General features: G+C 42.3%; 8 protein-coding genes and 1 pseudogene. 7 read left to right on the forward strand and 2 right to left on the reverse strand.

The features are described 5' to 3' along the window. Nucleotides 1–162 precede the first annotated feature (162 nt). Both ctpA and aroQ read left to right on the forward strand, forming a co-directional pair. Nucleotides 163–1,407 carry a carboxyl-terminal processing protease CtpA gene (ctpA, locus tag V7K76_RS20190; RefSeq protein ID WP_334778893.1) on the forward strand — a complete coding sequence of 415 codons (1,245 nt, stop codon included), beginning with the start codon at nt 163–165 and terminating at the stop codon, nt 1,405–1,407. 503 nt (nt 1,408–1,910) lie between these two features. Beyond that, complete coding sequence (gene aroQ / locus V7K76_RS20195) at nt 1,911–2,591, forward strand: gamma subclass chorismate mutase AroQ (RefSeq protein WP_334778894.1); 681 nt, start codon at nt 1,911–1,913, stop codon at nt 2,589–2,591. A 387-nt stretch (nt 2,592–2,978) separates the two neighbouring features. On the opposite strand, the gene V7K76_RS20200 is transcribed toward aroQ, so the two are convergent. Then, nucleotides 2,979–5,717: an ATP-binding protein gene (locus tag V7K76_RS20200; RefSeq protein ID WP_442936191.1), complete on the reverse strand. Its 2,739-nt coding sequence runs from the start codon at nt 5,715–5,717 to the stop codon at nt 2,979–2,981. A gap of 87 nt (nt 5,718–5,804) precedes the next feature. Then, nucleotides 5,805–6,140, reverse strand: a pseudogene (locus V7K76_RS20205) (sensor histidine kinase); the annotation flags it as partial. Nucleotides 6,141–6,216: 76 nt separating this feature from the next. On the opposite strand from V7K76_RS20205, the gene V7K76_RS20210 reads away from it, so the two are divergent. The 5 genes from V7K76_RS20210 (at nt 6,217) to V7K76_RS20230 (ending at nt 21,150) form a co-directional block, all read left to right on the forward strand. Beyond that, complete coding sequence (locus V7K76_RS20210) at nt 6,217–7,770, forward strand: ABC transporter substrate-binding protein (protein ID WP_334951418.1); 1,554 nt, start codon at nt 6,217–6,219, stop codon at nt 7,768–7,770. A 380-nt stretch (nt 7,771–8,150) separates the two neighbouring features. Next, the gene (locus tag V7K76_RS20215; protein WP_335029967.1) at nt 8,151–10,454 is read left to right on the forward strand and encodes an ATP-binding protein; all 2,304 of its coding nucleotides are present in this window, start codon (nt 8,151–8,153) and stop codon (nt 10,452–10,454) included. Nucleotides 10,455–10,713: 259 nt separating this feature from the next. Continuing rightward, entirely contained in the window at nt 10,714–12,522 is a 1,809-nt protein-coding gene (locus V7K76_RS20220) for a response regulator (protein ID WP_334778899.1), read from the forward strand. 292 nt (nt 12,523–12,814) lie between these two features. Beyond that, the gene (locus V7K76_RS20225) at nt 12,815–18,232 is read left to right on the forward strand and encodes a trifunctional serine/threonine-protein kinase/ATP-binding protein/sensor histidine kinase (protein ID WP_335029969.1); all 5,418 of its coding nucleotides are present in this window, start codon (nt 12,815–12,817) and stop codon (nt 18,230–18,232) included. Between the two features lie 152 nt (nt 18,233–18,384). Beyond that, nucleotides 18,385–21,150, forward strand: a complete 2,766-nt coding sequence (locus V7K76_RS20230) for an ATP-binding protein (RefSeq protein WP_334778901.1) — start codon at nt 18,385–18,387, stop codon at nt 21,148–21,150. The last annotated feature ends 8 nt before the right edge of the window (nt 21,151–21,158 follow it).

The raw sequence follows: 21,158 nt of genomic DNA on the forward strand, positions 1-21,158 counted from the left end.
TTATCCTTTGGTGAGTGGATACGATGCATCAGTTGACTGAACAACTTGATGAGAAAAATGCACCACTTCTATAAAAAAAGTAACATAATCGAGAGATAGATTTCATCAACAACAGGGGAAGTGGGCATTATCTAGGCAATTTGGGTTGAGGTGGAATTGATAATGGGGTTCATGAATAAACAAGTCTTTCGGGTTGGATTTTCATTGTTAATGGCGTTTTGTTTGGCGTTGGGTACGCTTACTCAGCCGGCGATGGCTTTGACGACGGAACAAAAGCTGGTTTCGGAAGTTTGGCGAATTGTTAATCGCACTTATCTAGATGAGACATTTAATCATCAAAACTGGGCAACTGTGCGACAAAAGGTTCTGGAGAAGCCACTGGCAGACTCAAATGCCAGTTATGAGGCAATTGGGAAGATGCTCAAGAGCCTCGACGATCCTTTTACCCGCTTTTTAGATCCAGAACAGTACCGCAGCTTGCAGGTCAGTACTTCTGGGGAACTGACTGGGGTGGGATTGCAAATTGCCTTGAATCCTGAGACTGGGAAGTTAGAAGTAGTAGCTCCGATCGCCGGTTCACCAGCAGATAAAGCGGGGATTCGACCACGCGATCGCATTCTCAAAATTGAGGGCGTTTCCACAAAAAATCTTACCCTTGATGAAGCTGCGACTAGAATGCGGGGGCCGAGTGGTAGCCTTGTTACTCTCCTGATCGAACGGGATGGAGAGGCAGAAACGGAAATTAGACTAACGCGCGATCGCATTGCTCTTAACCCTGTGGTTTCAGATTTGCGTGTTTCTGCTGAGGGTACACCCATTGGCTACCTACGTCTTACACAATTTAATGCCAACGCTTCAACGGAATTGGCACACGCTATTTCTAGTCTAGAAAAAAAAGGCGCTGATGCTTACATTCTAGATTTGCGAAATAATCCTGGGGGATTATTGCAATCAGGAATTGAAATTGCCCGTCTATGGTTAGACTCAGGCACTATCGTCTACACTGTTAACCGACAAGGCATTCAGGGAAGTTTTGAAGCCCTTGGCCCAGCCCTGACGAAAGATCCTCTGGTGATTTTGGTGAATCAAGGAACTGCTAGTGCCAGTGAGATTCTCGCCGGCGCACTCCAAGATAACGATCGCGCCCAGTTGGTAGGCGAAACCACTTTTGGCAAGGGCTTAATTCAATCTTTATTTGAATTATCAGATGGTTCGGGCTTGGCAGTCACAATTGCTAAGTATGAAACTCCTCAACATCGGGATATTAACAAACTAGGTATTAAGCCAGATAAGGTTATTTCCCAACCAGCCATTAACCGCGAACAGATTGCTACCGAAGCGGATCTGCAATATCAAGCAGCCGTGGAACTTTTGGTTAAAAACTCGGTGGTGGCCAGAAAGGCCTAAAGGAGAGACGCGATTAATCGTGTCTGTACAAGAAAGAGTTAGGAGTTTGTTTTGTTCCGAATCTCTGACTAGGAATGACCGAATAAATATTGTGATCAGATAGTATTTGAACGTGCAGCTGCCTATAAGCGCCAGCAAATTTAGTTTAGTAGGTGCTTTTAGGCAAGCTGTATGGGAGCATCTCTCTTTCGTAAAAATATATCTAGATATATCTAGCCCTGGCGAATAGAATTCGCGGCTATACAGACAAAACCCACCTCCGTGGGTTTCCAATTTCTTGAGTCCGCGCAGGCGGACTTGGTTTGTGTAGCCGCGATTTCTAATCGCTTAGTCGGATAAATCACCCTCAGAACCAGAATTTTCCAGCAAATGCAACGGCTTTTTGTACTGATCTTGCTTTTTGTCAGTAACTATGAGATATTCTGTCTGAGATTTAAAATACTGTATTCCTATCATAATACTGTAAATTGTTGATAGGTAATAGAGATTATAAACTTTTTGACATGAATTTAAGTTTTTTCAGAAAGCATCCACTGTTGTTTGTCATCATAATTTTCTTTGGGCTTTTTTTCAGTAGTACAGTAGTTGCAGCCAACTTAAAATTATATTTTGCTACTCACAACTCTCGGTTAGTCAAATCAGCAAATTATCAAGATATTGCGATCGCAAATCAGCAACTACCTGTAGATAAATTACTAAAATTGATCCAGCAGCGATTACTAATTGCACATGATGTAGCCCGGTGGAAATGGAATCACAAACGTCCTATTGAGGATCTCAAGCGCGAACAAGAGTTATTATTAAAGGCTAGACAACAAGCAAAAACTCATAACCTAGAACCTGATAGAGTTGCAGAATTTTTTCAAGCACAAATAGATGCAGGAAAACTCATCCAAACAGCTGATTTTCAAAACTGGCAAAAGCAAGGTATTAAATCTTTTCCTAACGTCCCAGACTTAAACCAAACATTACGACCATCATTAGACAAATTAAACACAGAATTTTTCTTTGCTTTAACAGAACTGACTCCTATTCTAGGTTGTCCGCAGATAGGGGAATTAATTCAGTCACGTTCTCAGGTGATTATTCAGGGAGATGGTATTGATCGGCAAGTGCAAAGCCTAGCAATTTCACCTCTGCTGAAATTTAAAAGCGCTTCTTGCAAAGTAGTTTCTTTCCCTTGATTGCCGTTCTTCAATGAGGCAATGATCAAATGCCAAAGTAAGGAATCAATCTCTCGATATCCTCGATAAACCAGGGTTCTCAAACCATTGTAGAGTTCTTCACTTAGGGAACTCCAAGAAATAAATTATTCAATATTGTGGGGTGGGCATCTTGCCCGCCTTATTGACTGGGCGGGCAAGATGCCCACCCCACAAGAGTTAATTGAATATTTTTTTATGAAAAGAAGTGAGGTTTAAAACCTCGCCCCTTGTGGCGCGTTCGCGGTAGCGTTCGCACGAGAAAGAATCATTGTTTCCCAAGGGTTGTTGAAACCCCACCCGCAAGTGGCGTGGCTGTCTTTAATTTTGAATTTTGTTAGCGTAGCGTAAAGCCTTCTCTACGAGACGCTACGCGAACGGCATGGCATCGCTCATCACGGGCAGATCAATCAGATCGGCAATATCTCTGCCATTTTGTTGGTGCTTAAGGTCTTGTAAGGCAATGCCAATCTTCGCTTCGTCTACTTCTGTAGGGAATTCTACCCCCAATTGTGCTAGAGCTTCTGTTCCCACAGCGATCGCCTCTAACATTTGGCTCTGAGCCACTAGTGCCACGATTTGAATTTTGTAGATTTTCACTTTGTCCAAAATGGTCTGTGCTTGCTGCAATACCAATGCAGCAAGCTGTTCCATACCCGCAAAGTCACCATTCAAATAGCTGGCTTCCGTTGCTGCCACATACAGATTCAGGGTCAATTCATACTGATATTGCCAACAGTTCGCCCTGAGTAGCTTCATCCCCGTTTGCAAATAAACCCTGGCTGCGGCGTAAGCTGTAGATTTTCTCGCCTTCACTCCAGCTTGCAAATTCAGTTGCGCTAATGCTTGGCGATCGCTTGGTTGAGTAATTAACTTAATTCCTAAATTCAAATGCAGGGCAATATCAAACAGTTTTTCTTCTCGTTCTCTTTCTGAAAATTTTTGTTCAAGTAACTGGCCAATTTTCAGATGAGTTGCTTGCTTTTGCTCTTCTGGAATCAGGGAGTAAGCAGCTTGTTGAACTCGGTCATGCAAAAACCGATAAATCGGATTTGCTGCTGCATTAGAAACCGACGCACTGTCGGATTGAATAAAGAATTTATAGATTTCTGTATTGGGAATAATCAGCCCTTCTTGCAACGCTTTCCATAAATCAGCCGCCGCATATTCTGGAGATTTTTCTGCAACAATAGCCAATGTATTCAAATCAAATTGCGCCCCAATACAAGCTGATAATTTGAGAATATTCTGAGTCTGGCTAGGCAATTTCTGCAATTGCAAAGACATAAATTCCACCACATCATCGGTGAGTGCTAAAGCTCTGATTTGAGCAATATCACACTGCCAATATTGCATCTCCCAATCAAAGATAATTAGCTGGTCATCATGTAATGCCTTGAGAAACTGGGTAGCAAAGAAAGGATTCCCCTGAGTTTTTTGAAAGACTAATTTAGTTAAAGGTTGAGCAATTGATAACTCGCAATCCAGGGTATCTGCTACTAACTGATTCATATCTGTTTCACTTAACGATGGCAAGGTAATTGTATGCACTGTTGTCTCAGTTTTCACAATTTCATCGACTGTTAAGATAAATGGATGGACGGGCGAGACTTCATTATCTCGATAAGCACCCAATATTAATAGATATTCTGTCTTTTGCATTAACAATGGCAGCAATTTCAACGATGCGGAATCTGCCCACTGCAAGTCATCCAAAAATATTACTAGAGGATGTTCCATGCTTGTGAAAACTTCCACAAAGTTTTGAAAGAGTAAATTAAAGCGATTTTGGGCAGCAGTTCCTGATAGTTCTGATGCTGGTGATTGTTTACCGATGATGTTTTCCAACTCAGGAATTACGTCAATCAAGACTTGTCCATTGTCACCAACGGCTTCGAGAATATTGCTTTTCCATATTTGCAATTGTGTATCTGATTCTGAAAGCAATTGCCTCATTAAGTCTCGGAAGGCTTGGACAAAGGCGCTGAAGGGAATATTACGCTGAAACTGGTCGTATTTGCCTTTAATAAAATAACCATGTTGGCGAACAATGGGTTTATGAACTTCATTCACAACAGCTGTTTTTCCAATGCCAGAAAAACCTGCTACTAGCATCATTTCTGTTGCACCAAGGCTGACTCGTTCAAAGGCAGCTAATAGTTGAGCAACTTCTTTTTCTCGACCGTAGAGTTTTTCAGGAATGAGGAAGCGATCGCTAATATCTCGCTCTCCTATTTTAAAATATTCAATGTTTCCAGTGGCTTGCAATTGAGTGAGACAAATCTCTAAATCATGCTTGATTCCTAATATACTTTGATAGCGGTCTTCAGCATTTTTAGCCGTCAACTTATTAATGATTTCAGATAAAACTAACGGAATATGACGATTTATTTGATGTACTGCAATGGGATTTTTGGCAAGATGACAATGCACCAACTCCATTGGATCGTTTGAAATAAATGGTAATTGTCCCGTGATTAACTCGTAGAAAGTTACACCTAAAGAATAAAAATCAGTCCGGTAGTCAATCCCCCGATTCATTCTCCCTGTTTGTTCTGGGGAAATATAAGCTAGTGTCCCTTCTAATACATTGGGGTTGATTAGTGTCTGCGTTTCCCGTGGTAGTAAGGATGCAATACTAAAGTCAATTAATTTAACTTGTTTGGTTTCGGGATTAATTAAAATATTGGCGGGTTTGATATCTTTGTGAATAATCCGCTCTTGGTAGAGTATATCTAAGGTGTTGCAGAGTGCGATCGCAATTCGTAAAAACTCTTCACTAGACGCGATATATCGCTCCTCGTCAGAGGTGAAATAATTTTTGAGAGAAATCCCTCCAAAGTCTTCCATCACCAGCGCATAGCCATTCTGATAGGGTTCCAGACTGTAGGTTTGGACGATTAGCGGTGAGTTGAGATTTTTAGCAATGGTGTACTGATTACGAAACGATAAGAGTTCAGAGAAGCTGGGATAAGGATTTTTCAGTAGTTTAATGACTACAGGTAATGAGTCAGTTTCTCGAACCCCTCGATAAACCAGAGTTCTCGAACCATTGTAGAGTAAATCATAGATGCGATATCCGGGAATGCTGACTAGGGTGCTAACCATACTGCTAAATCCTTAAGACTTCTAGATTTAGTATTCCCAAAAAAGATCCCCGACTTCACGAAAGTTGTCGGGGATCTGAGTCCTAAACTATACCGGAATTTCAATGATAAATTCAGTACCTAGACCTAAAACAGAGTTAAAACTCAATTTTCCGCCGTGGGTTGATTCCACAATTTGACGAGCGATCGCTAACCCTAATCCTGTACCTTTACCAACAGCTTTCGTAGTAAATAAATGGTCAAATATCTTTTGTTTTACTTCTTCGTTCATTCCCTTAGCGTTATCAGCGATTGATATTTTTACTTGTTGATTTTCGACTGAGGTCTTAATGATAATTTGATTGGGATTGTGATTAATTTTCTCAAAATTTTGCCCATTATTTGACTCCTCTAAGGCAGCAAATGGGTTTTTTAAGTGGTTGATTACCCTTCCACACCTCCTATTTACCAAAAGCCGTCCTTCCAGGACGGGGTTTTCAACCCAAATTTTTGATAAAAAAATGTCTAATTGGCAAAACGTTCGCTCCCAATGGCAGCGAACTCGATATTATCTAATTTTCCTCGCTGCTATCTGGTTGAGTTTAGGGGTTCCAGGTTGCAGTTTCTCGCCACCCAATTCTCAAACAGCTTCATCTCCTCAACCCACCCAGATCAACCCGACTGCACAACGGTTTGACGGTGTGACGATTAACGTCATTACCCATGATGGAGCGCAAAAAACGGTGACTGAACGACATATTGGGGGGTTTGAAGCCCTAACTGGAGCGAAGGTTAATCTGACGGCTGTGCCCTTTAAAGACTTGTATGACACGCTGCAAAAGAATTGGTCTGGTGAGAGTTCAAAGTATGATATGGCAATTGTTTTGCCCCAGTGGCTAATCGACTTTATTAATGCGGGGTATTTGGCAGATTTAAGCGATCGCCAGAAATCTGATGCTGCTTTGCAATGGGATGATATTGCTCCCCTGTTTCGGAATTTCAGTGCAACTTACAAGGGACGCACCTATGCTATTCCCTTAGATGGTGATTTTCATATGATTTATTACCGCACAGATTTGTTCAACAAAGTGGGGTTAACGCCTCCAGGAACCTGGGATGAGTATCTAGCGATCGCCAAGGGATTTCACGGCAAAGACCTGAATGGCGACGGTACACCAGATTATGGCTCTTGTATTGAAAAGCGTCCCAAGGAATTTAGTGCATCGATATTGGGTTCATTTGTCACTCCCTTTTTGCAATCTCAGGGAACTGCACAAGGGATATTTTTTGACCCGGACACGATGAAACCTTTAGTGAATAATCCAGGATTTGCCAAGGCACTAGAGATATACAAAAAAACTATGGATTATGGAGTCCCCGACGATCAAAACCTAAGTCAGGCAAAAGCCAGAGAATTATTTTTGGGTGGAAGGTGTGCCATGACCCTTGACTGGGGGGATGTGGGTACGCTCGCGATCGCTCCTACATCGAAAGTGATTAACAAAGTGGGAGCCTTTATCACTCCCGGCACAACTCAAGTTCTCGATCCAAAGACGGGTAAACTGGTTGCTTGCGACAAATTTACCTGTCCTTATGCCATTGCTGGAGTCAATCACGCACCCTATGCCGCTTATGGGGGATGGGTGGGTGTAGTTGCGGCAAAGCCAGCACCAAGGGTGAAAGATGCCGCATACTCGTTTCTCTCCTATATGGGGCAATCGGCTCAGTCGAATATTGATGTCACACTAGGCGAAACGGGCTTTAACCCCTACCGAATTTCTCAATTTGAAAACTCAGAACCCTGGATTAAAGCCGGCATGTCACCGGAAGCAGCCAACAGCTATTTAGGAGCGATCGGTGTCAGCTTGAATAGTTCCAATATGGTCTTGGATCTGAAAATTCCCCACAATCAGCAATATATCGAAGCCCTTGATGCGGTTCGAGCGGATTTCTTAGTAAACAAACTCACCACAGAGAAAACAATGCAGCAGATTGAACAGAGATGGGAGCAGATTACCAATAAAGTGGGGCGTGAGTCTCAACGCGCCGCTTACCGTGATAGTTTGGGGCTATGAGGGAGACAAGGGGAGAATTGGCACCAAGTCTTTCTCCTTGCTTCCCCATGCCCAATGCACTAGGAATTTTAGATTTTAGATTTTAGATTTTAGATTTTAGATTTTAGGGACTTGCAATTAAATAATGTACCGATATACCAATCAGGTTTTACCGTTTTATGATGGATTCAGGGTTTTCAACTGGTACTTTATTTTAGCGCGAGTCCCTTAGATTGAAGTTGAATCCAAAATTGCAAATCCAAAATCCAAAATTGAATTGCCCAATGCCCAATTTGTTCATTTGACGCATTAAGTGGGCATTTTAGAAATAACTGGGCAAAAATAACATTTAATAACTTGCCCATTTCAGTAGTTTGGGACTGTAAAAGGAGCCACAGAGCGTGCGAAATTGGAACCTCAGCACAAAAATTATTGCTTCTTATTCAGTGCTAATCGCGGTGATGGCTGGTACATTGGCTTCGGGAATGTACTGGCAGTTGTATTCTAGTCAACGGCAGGCAATCCGTAATCGTCTTTTGGCGATTGTCAGTCTGGCTGTTCCACAAATCGATAGCGATTATCACGGATTGGTTCTCCAGCGTAGCGATCGCACCTCAGCCTTTTACAAAATTAATCAAGATAAACTTGTAGCCATTCAAGCAACTAGTAAAGATATTCTACGTATCTATACGGTACGCCAGCAACCAAATAAAAAGTTTGTCTATGTTTTAAACTACGACCCTACCGATCAAAGCAAAACTGTATTGATTGGCATGGATTACACAAAATCATTAGATGATTTGTATGCAGCTGTTGCCCGGAATGCACCCTTTGTTGAGCAGGAATTTCACCAAACTGCAAATGGCGAAACCATTCTTTACGGCTATGCCCCAATTGCCAATCTTCAGGGTCGAGTGAATGGATTTTTGGTGGTTGAACTGGATGCAAGTTCTGTAGTTCGTCAGGTATATTCGGTAGCCGCATTTGCTCTGGTAAATTTTTTAGCTGTGTTGTTAGTGACTGTAGTTTTAGTGCGTTGGCTATCGCGATCGCTTGTTGTGCTACCAGTTTTACAACTCAATAGCGCCGCCAAGCAATTAGAAACGGGCAACTGGAATGCGACTCTACCAAGCGATGTCTACGACGGGCTACGCCTACGCACCGATGAACTGGGAGAACTTTCCGCATCCTTTAATAGCATGGCTAAACAGTTGCAAACCTCCTTTGCCACCTTAGAACAAAAGGTAGAAGAACGCACACTAGAACTAGCAGAAGCCAAAGAAAAAGCTGATACTGCAAACCAAGCCAAGAGCGAGTTTCTTGCCAACATGAGCCATGAACTGCGAACACCGCTTAATGGCATCCTGGGCTATGCCCAAATTCTTCAAAATGGTGAACCACTAACAGAAAAAGGTAAAAAAGGTATTGATATTATTTACCAGTGCGGCAATCATTTGCTGAATCTGATCAATGATGTCCTTGATCTCGCCAAAATCGAAGCCCGTAAATTGGAATTGTACCCTAGCGATGCCTATGTCCCCGCACTTCTCGAAGGGGTTGCAGAGATGATGCGCGTGCGTGCTAGCCAAAAAGGAATTCCCTTCATCTATCAACCTGATTCTAATTTACCTGTTGGCATTACAGTTGATGAAAAACGCCTACGCCAAGTGTTGATTAACTTGTTGGGGAATGCCATTAAGTTTACTGAGAAAGGCGGGGTGACGTTTCGCGTTAAAACTCACAAACTGGAAACTGCAACCTATAAAATTCGCTTTGAGGTACAAGATACAGGAGTCGGGATATCGCCATCTGGACTCACGAAAATCTTCCAACCCTTTGAACAAGTGGGTGATGTGAAGAAACAAGGAGAAGGTACTGGATTAGGACTAGCAATCAGTCAGCAAATCGTGTCTCTGATGGGTAGCACCCTGAATGTGGACAGCCAACTTGGACAAGGTAGCACCTTCTGGTTTGAAGTCGAAGTTCCCGAAGCTAAAGAATGGGCTACAAGTCTGCGAACAACTCAGCAAGGGAAGATCGTAGGATTTGAAGGCCGCAAGCACAAGGTGCTGGTAGTTGATGATCGTTGGGAGAATCGGTCTGTTGTGGTTAGTTTACTGGAACCTTTGGGTTTTGTAGTGGTTGCCGTCAGCAACGGTCGAGAAGGATTGGAGAAGGCGAAGGAGATTCATCCCGATCTGATTATTACAGACTTGATGATGCCAGAGATGAATGGCTACGAGATGTTGCGACAGTTGCGACAGATTCCTGAATTAAAGGATATTCCGGCGATCGCTTCTTCTGCTAGTGTCTTTGAAAGTAATCAGAATGAAAGTCTTGCAGCCGGAGCCGATGCGTTTTTACCCAAGCCGATAGAAGCCCCAGCACTGCTGAAGTTGTTGGAAAAATACCTGAATCTGAAATGGATTTATGACCAAAACTCCATTGCTGTGGAGTCAATTACAGCCAACTCAGAGGCAATACTGTCATCCACCCCAGATGAGATTATTCCCCCATCTGAGGAGGTTTTGTCGCAATTGCACACATTGGCTTTGCAGGGACGCTTGATGGCGATCGAGCAACAGCTAAAAAATTTGGAAAAAACAGATGATCAGTACAAGCAATTTATTCAAGAAGTGCGTCAGTATGCAGAGAATTTCCAGACTGAAAAAATCCGAACATTGATTGAAGAGTATCTTTCTTGATCGAAGGGACTAGGAATTTTAGATTTTAGATTTTAGATTTTAGATTGAAGTCGAATCCAAAATTGCAAATCCAAAATCCAAAATTGAATTGTCCAATTCACAATTCTCGAAGGGACTAGGAATTTTAGATTTTAGATTTTAGATTTTAGATTGAAGTCGAATCCAAAATTGCAAATCCAAAATCCAAAATTGAATTGCCCAATTCCCCATTCCCCATTCGCAATTCCCAATTCCCAATCCCCAATTCCCCATTTTCGCTATGACGGCATTCTCTAAAAATCCTATTACTTATAACAATCCCGTTACAAATATATTTGAAAATTGCATTATCCTAATTGTGGATGATGTGCCAAATAACTTGAAAGTGCTTTCAGACACATTAGCTCATGCTGGTTTTGAAGTTGCGATCGCCACCAGTGGTGAGGGCGCTTTACAGCAATTAGAACATACACCCGTGTCTTTGATTTTACTAGATGTGATGATGCCGGGGATGGATGGCTTTGAAACCTGTCAGCACATCAAAGCTAATCCGAAAACCCAAAATATTCCGATTATCTTCGTCACCGCCTTGACTGAATCGGTAAATAAAGTCACAGGCTTTGAACTGGGAGCCGTTGACTACATCACCAAACCGTTTCAACAAAGTGAAGTTTTAGCGCGGGTAAAAACTCACTTAAAGCTTAACCAATTGAGCCAATCTTTAGAAGCTAGAAATACAGAACTGCAACAACTCACCCAGCAACTAGAACAGCGAGTCACTGAACGAACTCAGGAATTATTTGCATCGATTGAAACCCTTAAGCAAACTCAACAATTGATGCGCTTAGTCTTTGATACTATTCCACATTGGGTAGGCTGGAAAGATATCAATTCAGTTTATTTTGGCTGCAATCAAAGTTTGGCTGATGCACTAAATTTAAGTTCGCCTGATGAGATTGTCGGTAAAACAGACTATGACTTACTATTTAGCAAAGAAGAATCCGATTGCTTTGTGATGTGCGATCGCCGCGTGATAGAGTCTGGTGAAGCAGAATTTCATATCATTGATCAACTTCGACGACCAGATGGTCAGCAAATTTGGTTGGATACGAGCAAGATGCCTCTACGCGATGCTAAGGGAAATATATTCGGCATTTTATTCGTGACAGAAGACGTTACCGAACGTCACATAGCACAAGAAGAACTCAAACAACAAAAACAAAATTTAGAAGCAGCATTAATAAAACTTCAAAGCGCCCAAGTGCAATTGGTACAGAGTGAAAAAATGTCGGCATTGGGCAACCTTGTCGCAAGTGTAGCGCATGAAATCAATAACCCCATCGGCTTCCTTGGTGGCAATATTCAACCTGCTTTAGATTATATAAAAGATATATTGGGATTAGTCGATTTGTATGAGCAGAAGTATCCCAATCCTGATGCTGATATTCAAGAGAAAATCGAGGCGATCGACCTCGATTATATCCGTGAAGACTTACCTAAGTTAGTGGGTTCTATGCGAGAAGGGGTGAAGCGAATTCGGGATATTAGTACTTCCTTGCGAACCTTCTCTCGTGCGGATAGCGATCGCCCTGTTGCTTGTAACATTCATGATGGGATCGATAGCACTATTTTAATTCTCAAACATCGCCTCAAAGCTGGGGAAAATCACCCAGAAATTCAAGTTATCAAAGAGTATGGTCAGCTACCATTAGTAGAATGCTTTGCTGGAAAGTTGAATCAGGTATTTATGAATATTATGGCAAATGCTATTGATGCTTTGGAAGAGTCAAATATTGGACGCAGTTTAGAAGAGATTCAAGCAAATCATAATTATATTACAATTATTACCAAAATTAGTGATGACCAGCGACAAGTAATTATTAGTATTAAAGATAATGGCAAGGGGATGAATGAAGAAATAAAACAAAAGGTTTTTGACCATTTATTTACTACGAAAGCTGTTGGTAAAGGGACGGGTTTGGGGTTGGCGATCGCTCGTCAAATCGTTGAAGAAACCCACGGCGGAAAATTGAGTTTTAACTCTGTTCTGGGTCTAGGTACTGAATTTATCATTGAAATTCCGGTATAGACCTCAGAGGATGTTTGAAAAGTCTTTTTCTTGGTAGTAAAACGTTTTAGATCCCCCTAAATACCCCGATAAATTGGGGGGCTTTTATTCTGCTTCCCCCCTTAAAAAGGGGAGCCAGCGCGGTCTTGGGGGTTTCCCCCATGAGCGACTGGCGTGGGTTAGAGGGGATCAACAAGTGCCCAAAATCACAGCTAAATACTTTTCAAACAACCTCTCAGATACCCGACTTCTTAAAGAAGTCGGGTATCTTTTTTGGGAATACTAAATCTGGAAATCTTTAGAATTTAGCAGCATGGTTAGCACTTTAGTTAGTATTCCCGGATATCGCATCAGTGAAGAACTCTACAATGGTTCCAGAACTCTAGTTTATCGAGGGTATCGAGAGACTGACTCAATATCGGTAGTGATTAAACTGCTGAAAAATCCTTATCCGAGTTTGGGCGAATTATTACAGTTTCGCAATCAGTACACCCTCGCCAAAAATCTCAACTCACCTCTAATCATCCAAACCTACAGTCTAGAACCCTACCAAAATGGTTATGCGTTGGTGATGGAAGACTTTGGGGGGATTTCTCTCAAAGATTGGGGAGTCAGGGGAGGGGGACAATCTTTACAGGAGTTTTTAGAAATAGCGATCGCACTATGCAACACCTTAGATATACTTTACCGCGAGCGCATTATACATAAAGATATTAAACCCGCCAATATTCTCATTAATCCTGAAACCAAAGAAGTTAAATTAATTGACTTTAGTATTGCATCTTTACTACCACGGGAAACGCAGACACTAATCAATCCCAATGTGTTGGAAGGTACACTAGCTTATATTTCTCCAGAACAAACAGGAAGAATGAATCGGGGGATTGATTACCGCACAGATTTTTATTCTCTGGGTGTGACTTTCTACGAGTTACTCACGGGAGAATTACCATTTAAATCAAATGATCCAATGGAGTTGGTGCATTGTCATATTGCCAAACTTCCACCATCCCTTCGGGAAGTCAAAAGTCAAAATTCAAAATTCAAAAGTGAAGAGATTCCGGAAATCTTGTCAGACATCGTGATGAAATTGATGGCGAAGAATGCCGAAGATAGATATCAGAGTGCTTTGGGTTTGAAGTTTGATTTGGAAAAATGTTTACATCGGCTACAAGTTGATGGTATAATCAAGGCTTTTGAAATTGCACAGAGGGATGTGTGCGATCGCTTCATTATCCCTGACAAACTCTATGGACGAGAAGCAGAAATAGAAACTCTACTCCAAGCATTTGAAAGAGTTAGTCTTGGTGCAACAGAAATGATGCTGGTAGCAGGTTTTTCGGGAATTGGAAAAACGGCAATTGTTAATGAAGTTCATAAACCAATTGTGCGGCAACGGGGTTATTTTATCAAAGGCAAATATGACCAATTTCAACGGAATATTCCCTTCTCTGCTTTTGTGCAAGCATTCCGAGATTTAATCGGGCAATTGTTAACCGAAAGTGATGCACAAATTCAACAATGGAGAAACAAAATATTAGATGTTCTTGGCGAAAATGGACAGGTAATTATTGAAGTTATCCCCGAATTATCAAGAATTATTGGTGAACAACCACCCGCCATAGAATTATCAGGAACGGCGGTACAAAATCGCTTTAATTTATTATTTCAAAGATTTACCCAAGTTTTTACCAGCTTAGAACATCCCTTAGTAATGTTTTTAGATGATTTGCAATGGGCAGATTCGGCATCGCTGAAATTAATGCAGCTTTTAATGGCTGATACAAGTCATCTTTTGATCATTGGTGCGTACCGTGATAACGAAGTCCACCCTGGACATCTATTAATGTTGACTTTGAGTGAAATCCAAAAAACACTCTTCACAATTAATACGATTACTTTAGCACCATTGAGTCAATTACAAGTAAATAAATTAGTCACTGATACGCTGAAATGCCGAGAAAATTTGGCATGGAATCTTTCTATATTGATCTATCAAAAAACTCATGGAAATCCGTTTTTTGCTAGCCAGTTTCTTAAGTCGTTATATCAAGATGGATTAATTCAATTTGATTTAGAGTTAGGCTGTTGGCAATGTGACATTGCACAAGTGACAACTCTTGCGGTTACAGATGATGTTGTGGCTTTTATGAGTTTTCAATTGCGAAAACTACCATTATCAACTCAAGATATTTTGCAGCTAGCAGCTTGTATTGGCAACTCTTGTAATTTAACAACATTGGCAATTGTTTCACAACAATCGCAGCTAGAAACGGCTACTGCTTTGTGGAAAGCGTTGCAAGAAGGATTGATTTTACCGATTAGTGATGTTTATAAGTTTTATCAAGATGAAACAGCTAATATAAATGAACAAATAGCTATTAGCAATGAGCAATTAGCAAGTTATAAATTTTTACACGATCGCGTCCAACAAGCAGCCTATTCTCTGATTCCCAATGACCAAAAACAAACGACTCATTACCAAATTGGACAACTGCTTTTACAACAGATTTCCTCATCAGCAATAGAAGACCGCATTTTTGAAATAGTCAATCAATTAAATCACGGAACTTCTTTAATTACCCAAAAAATAGAACGAGAAGAATTAGCAGAACTTAACCTCATCGCCTGTCGCAAAGCCAAAAGTGCTACCGCCTATCAAGCGGCTCGTGAATATGCCGCAGTGGGATTATCCTTGCTGGGGGAAACGGCTTGGCAACAACAATATGAAATGACTTTATCATTCCATGACGAGGCGGCGGAATTGGCAATGCTGTGCGGTGACTTTGAGGCGATGGAACAGTTGATTGAGACGGTCATCGATCGGGCACGCTCTTTACTGGAAAAGGTCAATGTTTACAACATTAAAATTCTCGCAAATTCCTCCCAGAATCAACTGACCCAAGCCATTGCGATCGGCACACAACTCCTGCAACAACTGGGTGTAACATTTCCTGAATCACCCAAAGTGACAGATATTCAACAGGCAATCCAAGAGATTAGCGAATTGGTTGGAGATAGGGAAATTACAGATTTTGTTCACCTCCCGGTGATGACAGATGCGAACAAAATTGCCACGATCCAGATTGCTACTAGTCTTCTGGGAGTAACTTTCGCATCGGGTTCTCCCTTGTTCCCATTACTGACTTGCCTATCAGTAAAACTATCCATTCAACATGGAAACATATCCGGTTCAGCTTATAACTATGCTTCCTATAGCATCCTTGTCGGTAAACTATTCCAAGATGTGAATTTAGCAGAAAAGTTTAATCAGTTGGCATTGAATGTCGTCTTAAAACTCGATGCTAAAACAACTAAACCTAAAGTATTAATGTTGCGAGGTAGTTTTATATTACATCGCAAATCTCACATCAAAGAAACGTTACCACTCTTGAGGGAGAGCTACGCAACTGCCTTAGAAGTCGGAAACCTAGAATGCGTCGGAATTAGTGCCCACAGCTTTTGTCTCAATTCTTTTTGGTGCGGTCAGCCCCTTGCCACCTTGGAGCAGGATACGCGGACATTCCACAATGGTTTGGTGCAAATGAACCAATCAACACCAGCCAATTATTGCCGGATCTATTGGCAATCTATTTTAAATTTACTGGGTTTGGCGGAGCATCCTACCATTTTGTCTGGGTCAGCCATCCAAGAGACCGAATTCCTGCCCCTACTGCGGTCTAAGAATAACCTATTTGGGTTGTATACGTTCTATTTATATAAGCTCGCTCTTTGCTTTGTGTTTGGGGAAGTTGAACAAGCTAACAACTATGTATTTGAGGCGCGAAACTATTTAATGGTTGCTGCCGGAATGGTCAGCGAACCTGCATTCTATCTCTATGATTCTTTGATTGCTCTGGCACTATTGAATCAACCGTCAGGTGAGGTTTCAGAAGCATTAGAGCGGGTGGCACAAAACCAAACTCAGTTACGAGATCATTGGGCGCACCATGCCCCGATGAATCACCAGCATAAGGTTGATTTAGTAGAAGCCGAAAAATTTCGAGTGTTAGGACACAAAGTAGAAGCTAGTGAGCTATACGACTTGGCTATATCTGGAGCTAAAGCCAACGAATATATCCAAGAAGAAGCGTTGGCCAACGAACTCGCAGCCAAATTCTACCTCGACTGGGGCAGACAGCGCATTGCTAGCGACTACATGATTGAAGCTTACTATGGCTATGCTCGTTGGGGTGCGAAAGCCAAGGTTGCTGACTTGGAAAGACGCTATCCGCAACTGCTGGCTTCTATTCTCCAACAAAATCGCACTGCTTTCTCGGTTAACGAAACCGTCTTTGCATTAGGAACAGTCACCTCGACTAGTTCTTCCTCCAGTGTCTCTGACTCTCTCGATTTAGCCGCTATTCTCAAAGCTTCCCAAGCTATCTCAGGGGAAATCGAACTAGAAAAACTGCTTTCATCATTGCTTAGAATCGTTATCGAAAACGCGGGGGCTGATAAATGCGTGTTCATGCTGTTGCGAGATGAACGCCTATTAATCAAAGGCTCAATTATTGAGGGTGCGGAGCCAGTTGTATTGCAGCGCCTTCCTATTGAGGACAGCCAGGATATTCCCCACAAGCTAATTTACAAAGTCAAGCACAACAATCAAACTGTTGTCCTGATGGATGCGATCGCCGATCCGAACTTAGCCAATGACCCGTATATCATGCGTCAGCAGCCGAAGAGTATCTTGTGTAGCCCGATTTTACATCAAGGGAAATTACTGGGCATTTTATATCTAGAAAATAATTTAGCAACGGGGGCGTTCACGAGCGATCGCGTCGAACTACTCAATTTACTCTGCGCCCAAGCCGCGATTTCTCTGGAAAATGCCCGACTTTATCAGCGATCGCTAGAAGATGCTCAACAGCTAGAAGCAGCTTTACAAGAACTCCAGGGCGCTCAATTACAAATCGTGCAAAGTGAAAAGATGTCTGCATTGGGTAACTTAGTCGCTGGGGTGGCTCACGAGATGAATAATCCTCTGGGTTTTATTGCTGCTAGTCTAAAACTTGCTAAACCTACCTTTGCCGATTTTATCAAACACTTGAAACTATATGAACAAAGGTTTCCTACTCCGGGAGATGAAATTATTGAACACGCCCAAGAAATCGACTTGGATTATACTTTAGAAGACTTGCCCAAAATGATTGATTCTATGTCTATGGCGTGCGACAGGTTAAAAAATATCAGCACCAGTTTAAGAACTTTCTCTCGTGCTGATAAAGACTACAAAGTGCCATTTAACATTCATGATGGCATTGATAGCACAATTTTAATTTTGAAACATCGTCTCAAGGGCAATGAACAACGTCCCCCTATTGAAGTTGTCACAAATTACGGTAATTTACCTCAAATTGAATGTTTCCCTGGTCAATTAAATCAGGTGTTTATGAATATTCTAGCAAATGCCATTGATGCGTTAGAAGAATCTAATTATGGGCGAAGTTTTGAAGAAGTTAAAGCCAATCCTAACTACATTACAATTACAACCTCAGTCGAAAATAGTCTAGTTAGAATTGCGATCGCTGATAATGGTAAGGGGATGAGTGAAGAAGTAAAATCAAAAGTATTTGACCATTTATTTACGACGAAAGCTGTGGGTAAAGGTACAGGGTTGGGGTTGGCGATCGCTCGTCAAATTGTGGAAGAAACCCACGGCGGAAAATTGAGTTTTAACTCTATTTTGGGTCAAGGTACAGAATTTTTTATTGAAATTCTGGTATAGACATCAGATCCCCGACTTCTTTAATAAGTCGGGGATCTTCTTTGGGAATACTAAATCTGGAAATCTTCGGGATGAGCGCAATATGGTTAGCACTTTTGTCAGTATTCCCGGATATCAAGTAAGTGAATAACTCTACAATAGTTTCATAACTCATGTTAATTAACTTATTCGATCATACTATTGCCAAACCCTTGCGAAATATTCCTTTACAAGCAGTTGTAATTGTGCCTTTTGTCTTGCAAATTACAGCAGCAGTGGGACTCGTAGGCTATCTCTCATTCCGCAATGGTCAGCAAGCAGTGAATGACCTTGCCAGACAGTTGCAAAGCGAAACATCGACTCGCATTCAAGCCGAGATCGTTGATTATTTGAAAGTTCCACAGCTAGTCAATCAAATCAACGTTGATAATCTAAACCGAAAGCTGTGGAGTTGGCAAGATCTCAAAAGTCAGGAACGTCAAACCTGGCATATGCTGCGACTGTTTCATCCTGCGGTCAATGCTGTCACGATTACTACGGATCGAGCTACATTGCGCGGTTCTGAACACTATGAGCAAGCCCTAGTTTCAGCCGTAGACGGTCGGGGCGACTCTCTGCGGCTCTATGTTCCAGATGATCGGGGAAATAAGACTGAGTTGATTAAGTTCGTGCAAAACTATGATGTGACATCTAGACCCCTTTACGCGTTGGCAAGACAGGCAGGCCAATCGGTATGGATTCTTTTTCCTCACATTGCCACCAAGCAACTGCTCTTGTGCTTTTCGCAACCTGTTTACGATCGGGACAAAAAACTGGTTGGAGTCGTGAGTGCGTTTCGCTCCCTTGCCGCCATGTCCCAATTCCTCAACAGCTTTCAAGTCAGCGCCACTGGTGAAATGTTTGTGATCGAGCGATCGGGACTGCTCGTAGCCAACTCAACCTCTGAAAAGCCCTTTACTCTCGATAGTAATGGCAAGGAACAACGCCTCAAAGCCAGCAAAAGTAGCAATCCACTTATCCGCCAGACGGCTCAGTATCTTGATACTCGCGTCGGAGGGCTAACAGGCATCAACGGCACCCAGCAGCTTGACTTTACCATCGACCGGGAGCGGCAGTTCGTCCAAATCACCCCCTTGCAGGACGACAAAGGGCTGGACTGGCTGGTCGTGGTGGTGGTGCCTGAAAAAGACTTCATGGGACAAATCAACGCTAATACCCGCACTACCATTCTGCTCTGTCTGATAGCATTGGGCGTTGCTACAGGCTTTGGCATCCTGACGGCTCAATGGGTAACTCGACCCATCCTGCGCCTCAACCAGGCAGCAAAAGATATTGCTAAGGGAGATTGGAATGATGGAGTTGAACTCGATCGCAATGATGAGTTGGGTCAATTAGCACTCTCCTTCAACCAGATGGCAGGGCAACTACAGGAATCTTTTGCTACCTTGGAAAAGCGAGTGAGCGATCGCACCGCAGATTTAGCAGAATCAAATCAACAACTAGAACAAGCCAAAGAAAAAGCAGAAGTAGCGAATCAAGCCAAAAGTTCCTTCATTGCCAACATGAGTCACGAACTCCGCACCCCCCTCAACGCCATTTTGGGGTTTGCACAACTGATGACTCGTAGCAAAACCCTCTCCATCGAACATCGGGAGAGTGTGAGTATTATTACTCGTAGTGGCGAACATTTGCTCACACTCATCAACAACATTTTAGATTTATCCAAGATAGAAGCTGGGAAAACTACCCTCAATCCCAAACGTTTCGATCTCTATCGCTTGCTGAGTGATGTAGAAGATATGTTCCGACTCAAAGCAGAGGACAAAAGGCTCCAGTTGTTGTTTGAATATTTGCCCAATTTACCCCCGTATATACAAACCGATGAAGTGAAGCTACGCCAAGTGTTGATTAACTTGATCAACAACGCAATTAAATTTACCGATGAAGGAGGTGTGGCGCTCAAGGTGATGGCAATCAATCCCCCAGAATTGCCTACCTCCCAACCACTAACCCTACATTTCGAGATCGAAGACTCTGGTGCAGGCATTGCGGCTGAGGAGTTAGATAAATTGTTTGAAGCCTTTGCCCAAACCCAAACCGGAAAAAATGCCCAGGAGGGAACTGGATTAGGATTACCAATTAGCCGCAAATTTGTGCAGCTAATGGGCGGGGAGATGACCTTCAGTTCTCAGGTGGGGTATGGCACTGTTGTAAAATTTGATATTCAAGCGATCGCTGTTGAGGGAGTAGATGAGGAAAGGGTGCAATTGCAGCGACAGATTATTGGACTGGAACCCGATCAACCGCAATACCGGATCTTAGTTGTGGATGATAAAGAGATCAATCGCCAGATTTTAATCAAGTTGCTTACTCCCTTGGGATTTGACCTCAAAGAAGCGGAGAATGGTCAAGAGGCGATCGCTATTTGGCAACAATGGCAGCCCCACTTGATTTGGATGGATATGAGAATGCCTGTACTTAATGGCATTGAAGCTACACAGTACATCAAAGCGCAACCCAACGGCAACTCGACTACAATTATCGCTTTGACTGCCAGCAGTTTGGAAGAAGAACGGTCGGCAATTTTGGCAGTTGGCTGTGATGACTTCATGCGAAAGCCCTATCGGGATTACGAAATTCTCTACGCAATGGAAAAACATCTTGGTGTGCGCTATGTGTACGAGGAAACAGACAATCTACAACATCAGCCACCACAGCCATCTACAATAGTTCAACTGCAACCGTCTGACTTAAAGGTGATGTCGGCTGAGTGGCTGACAGAATTTCACGCCGCCGCTACCACTGGACGGGAGAAACGGCTAATTGCACTGATTCAACAGATTCCCGATCAACAGTCAGCAATGGTAAAAACTTTGAACGAGTTGGTAGATAACTTTGAGTTCGACACTCTAATCGAACTGACTCAATTTCTTCCTTAGTTATTTGA

Source organism: Nostoc sp., assembly GCF_036917975.1.
GTDB lineage: Bacteria > Cyanobacteriota > Cyanobacteriia > Cyanobacteriales > Nostocaceae > Nostoc.

Coding starts and splice junctions, on each gene's coding strand:
- ctpA (WP_334778893.1), top strand. CDS start 163: ATGGGGTTCATGAATAAACAAGTCTTTCGGGTTGGATTTTCATTGTTA.
- aroQ (WP_334778894.1), top strand. CDS start 1,911: ATGAATTTAAGTTTTTTCAGAAAGCATCCACTGTTGTTTGTCATCATA.
- V7K76_RS20200 (WP_442936191.1), bottom strand. CDS start 5,717: ATGGTTAGCACCCTAGTCAGCATTCCCGGATATCGCATCTATGATTTA.
- V7K76_RS20210 (WP_334951418.1), top strand. CDS start 6,217: ATGTCTAATTGGCAAAACGTTCGCTCCCAATGGCAGCGAACTCGATAT.
- V7K76_RS20220 (WP_334778899.1), top strand. CDS start 10,714: ATGACGGCATTCTCTAAAAATCCTATTACTTATAACAATCCCGTTACA.
- V7K76_RS20225 (WP_335029969.1), top strand. CDS start 12,815: ATGGTTAGCACTTTAGTTAGTATTCCCGGATATCGCATCAGTGAAGAA.
- V7K76_RS20230 (WP_334778901.1), top strand. CDS start 18,385: ATGTTAATTAACTTATTCGATCATACTATTGCCAAACCCTTGCGAAAT.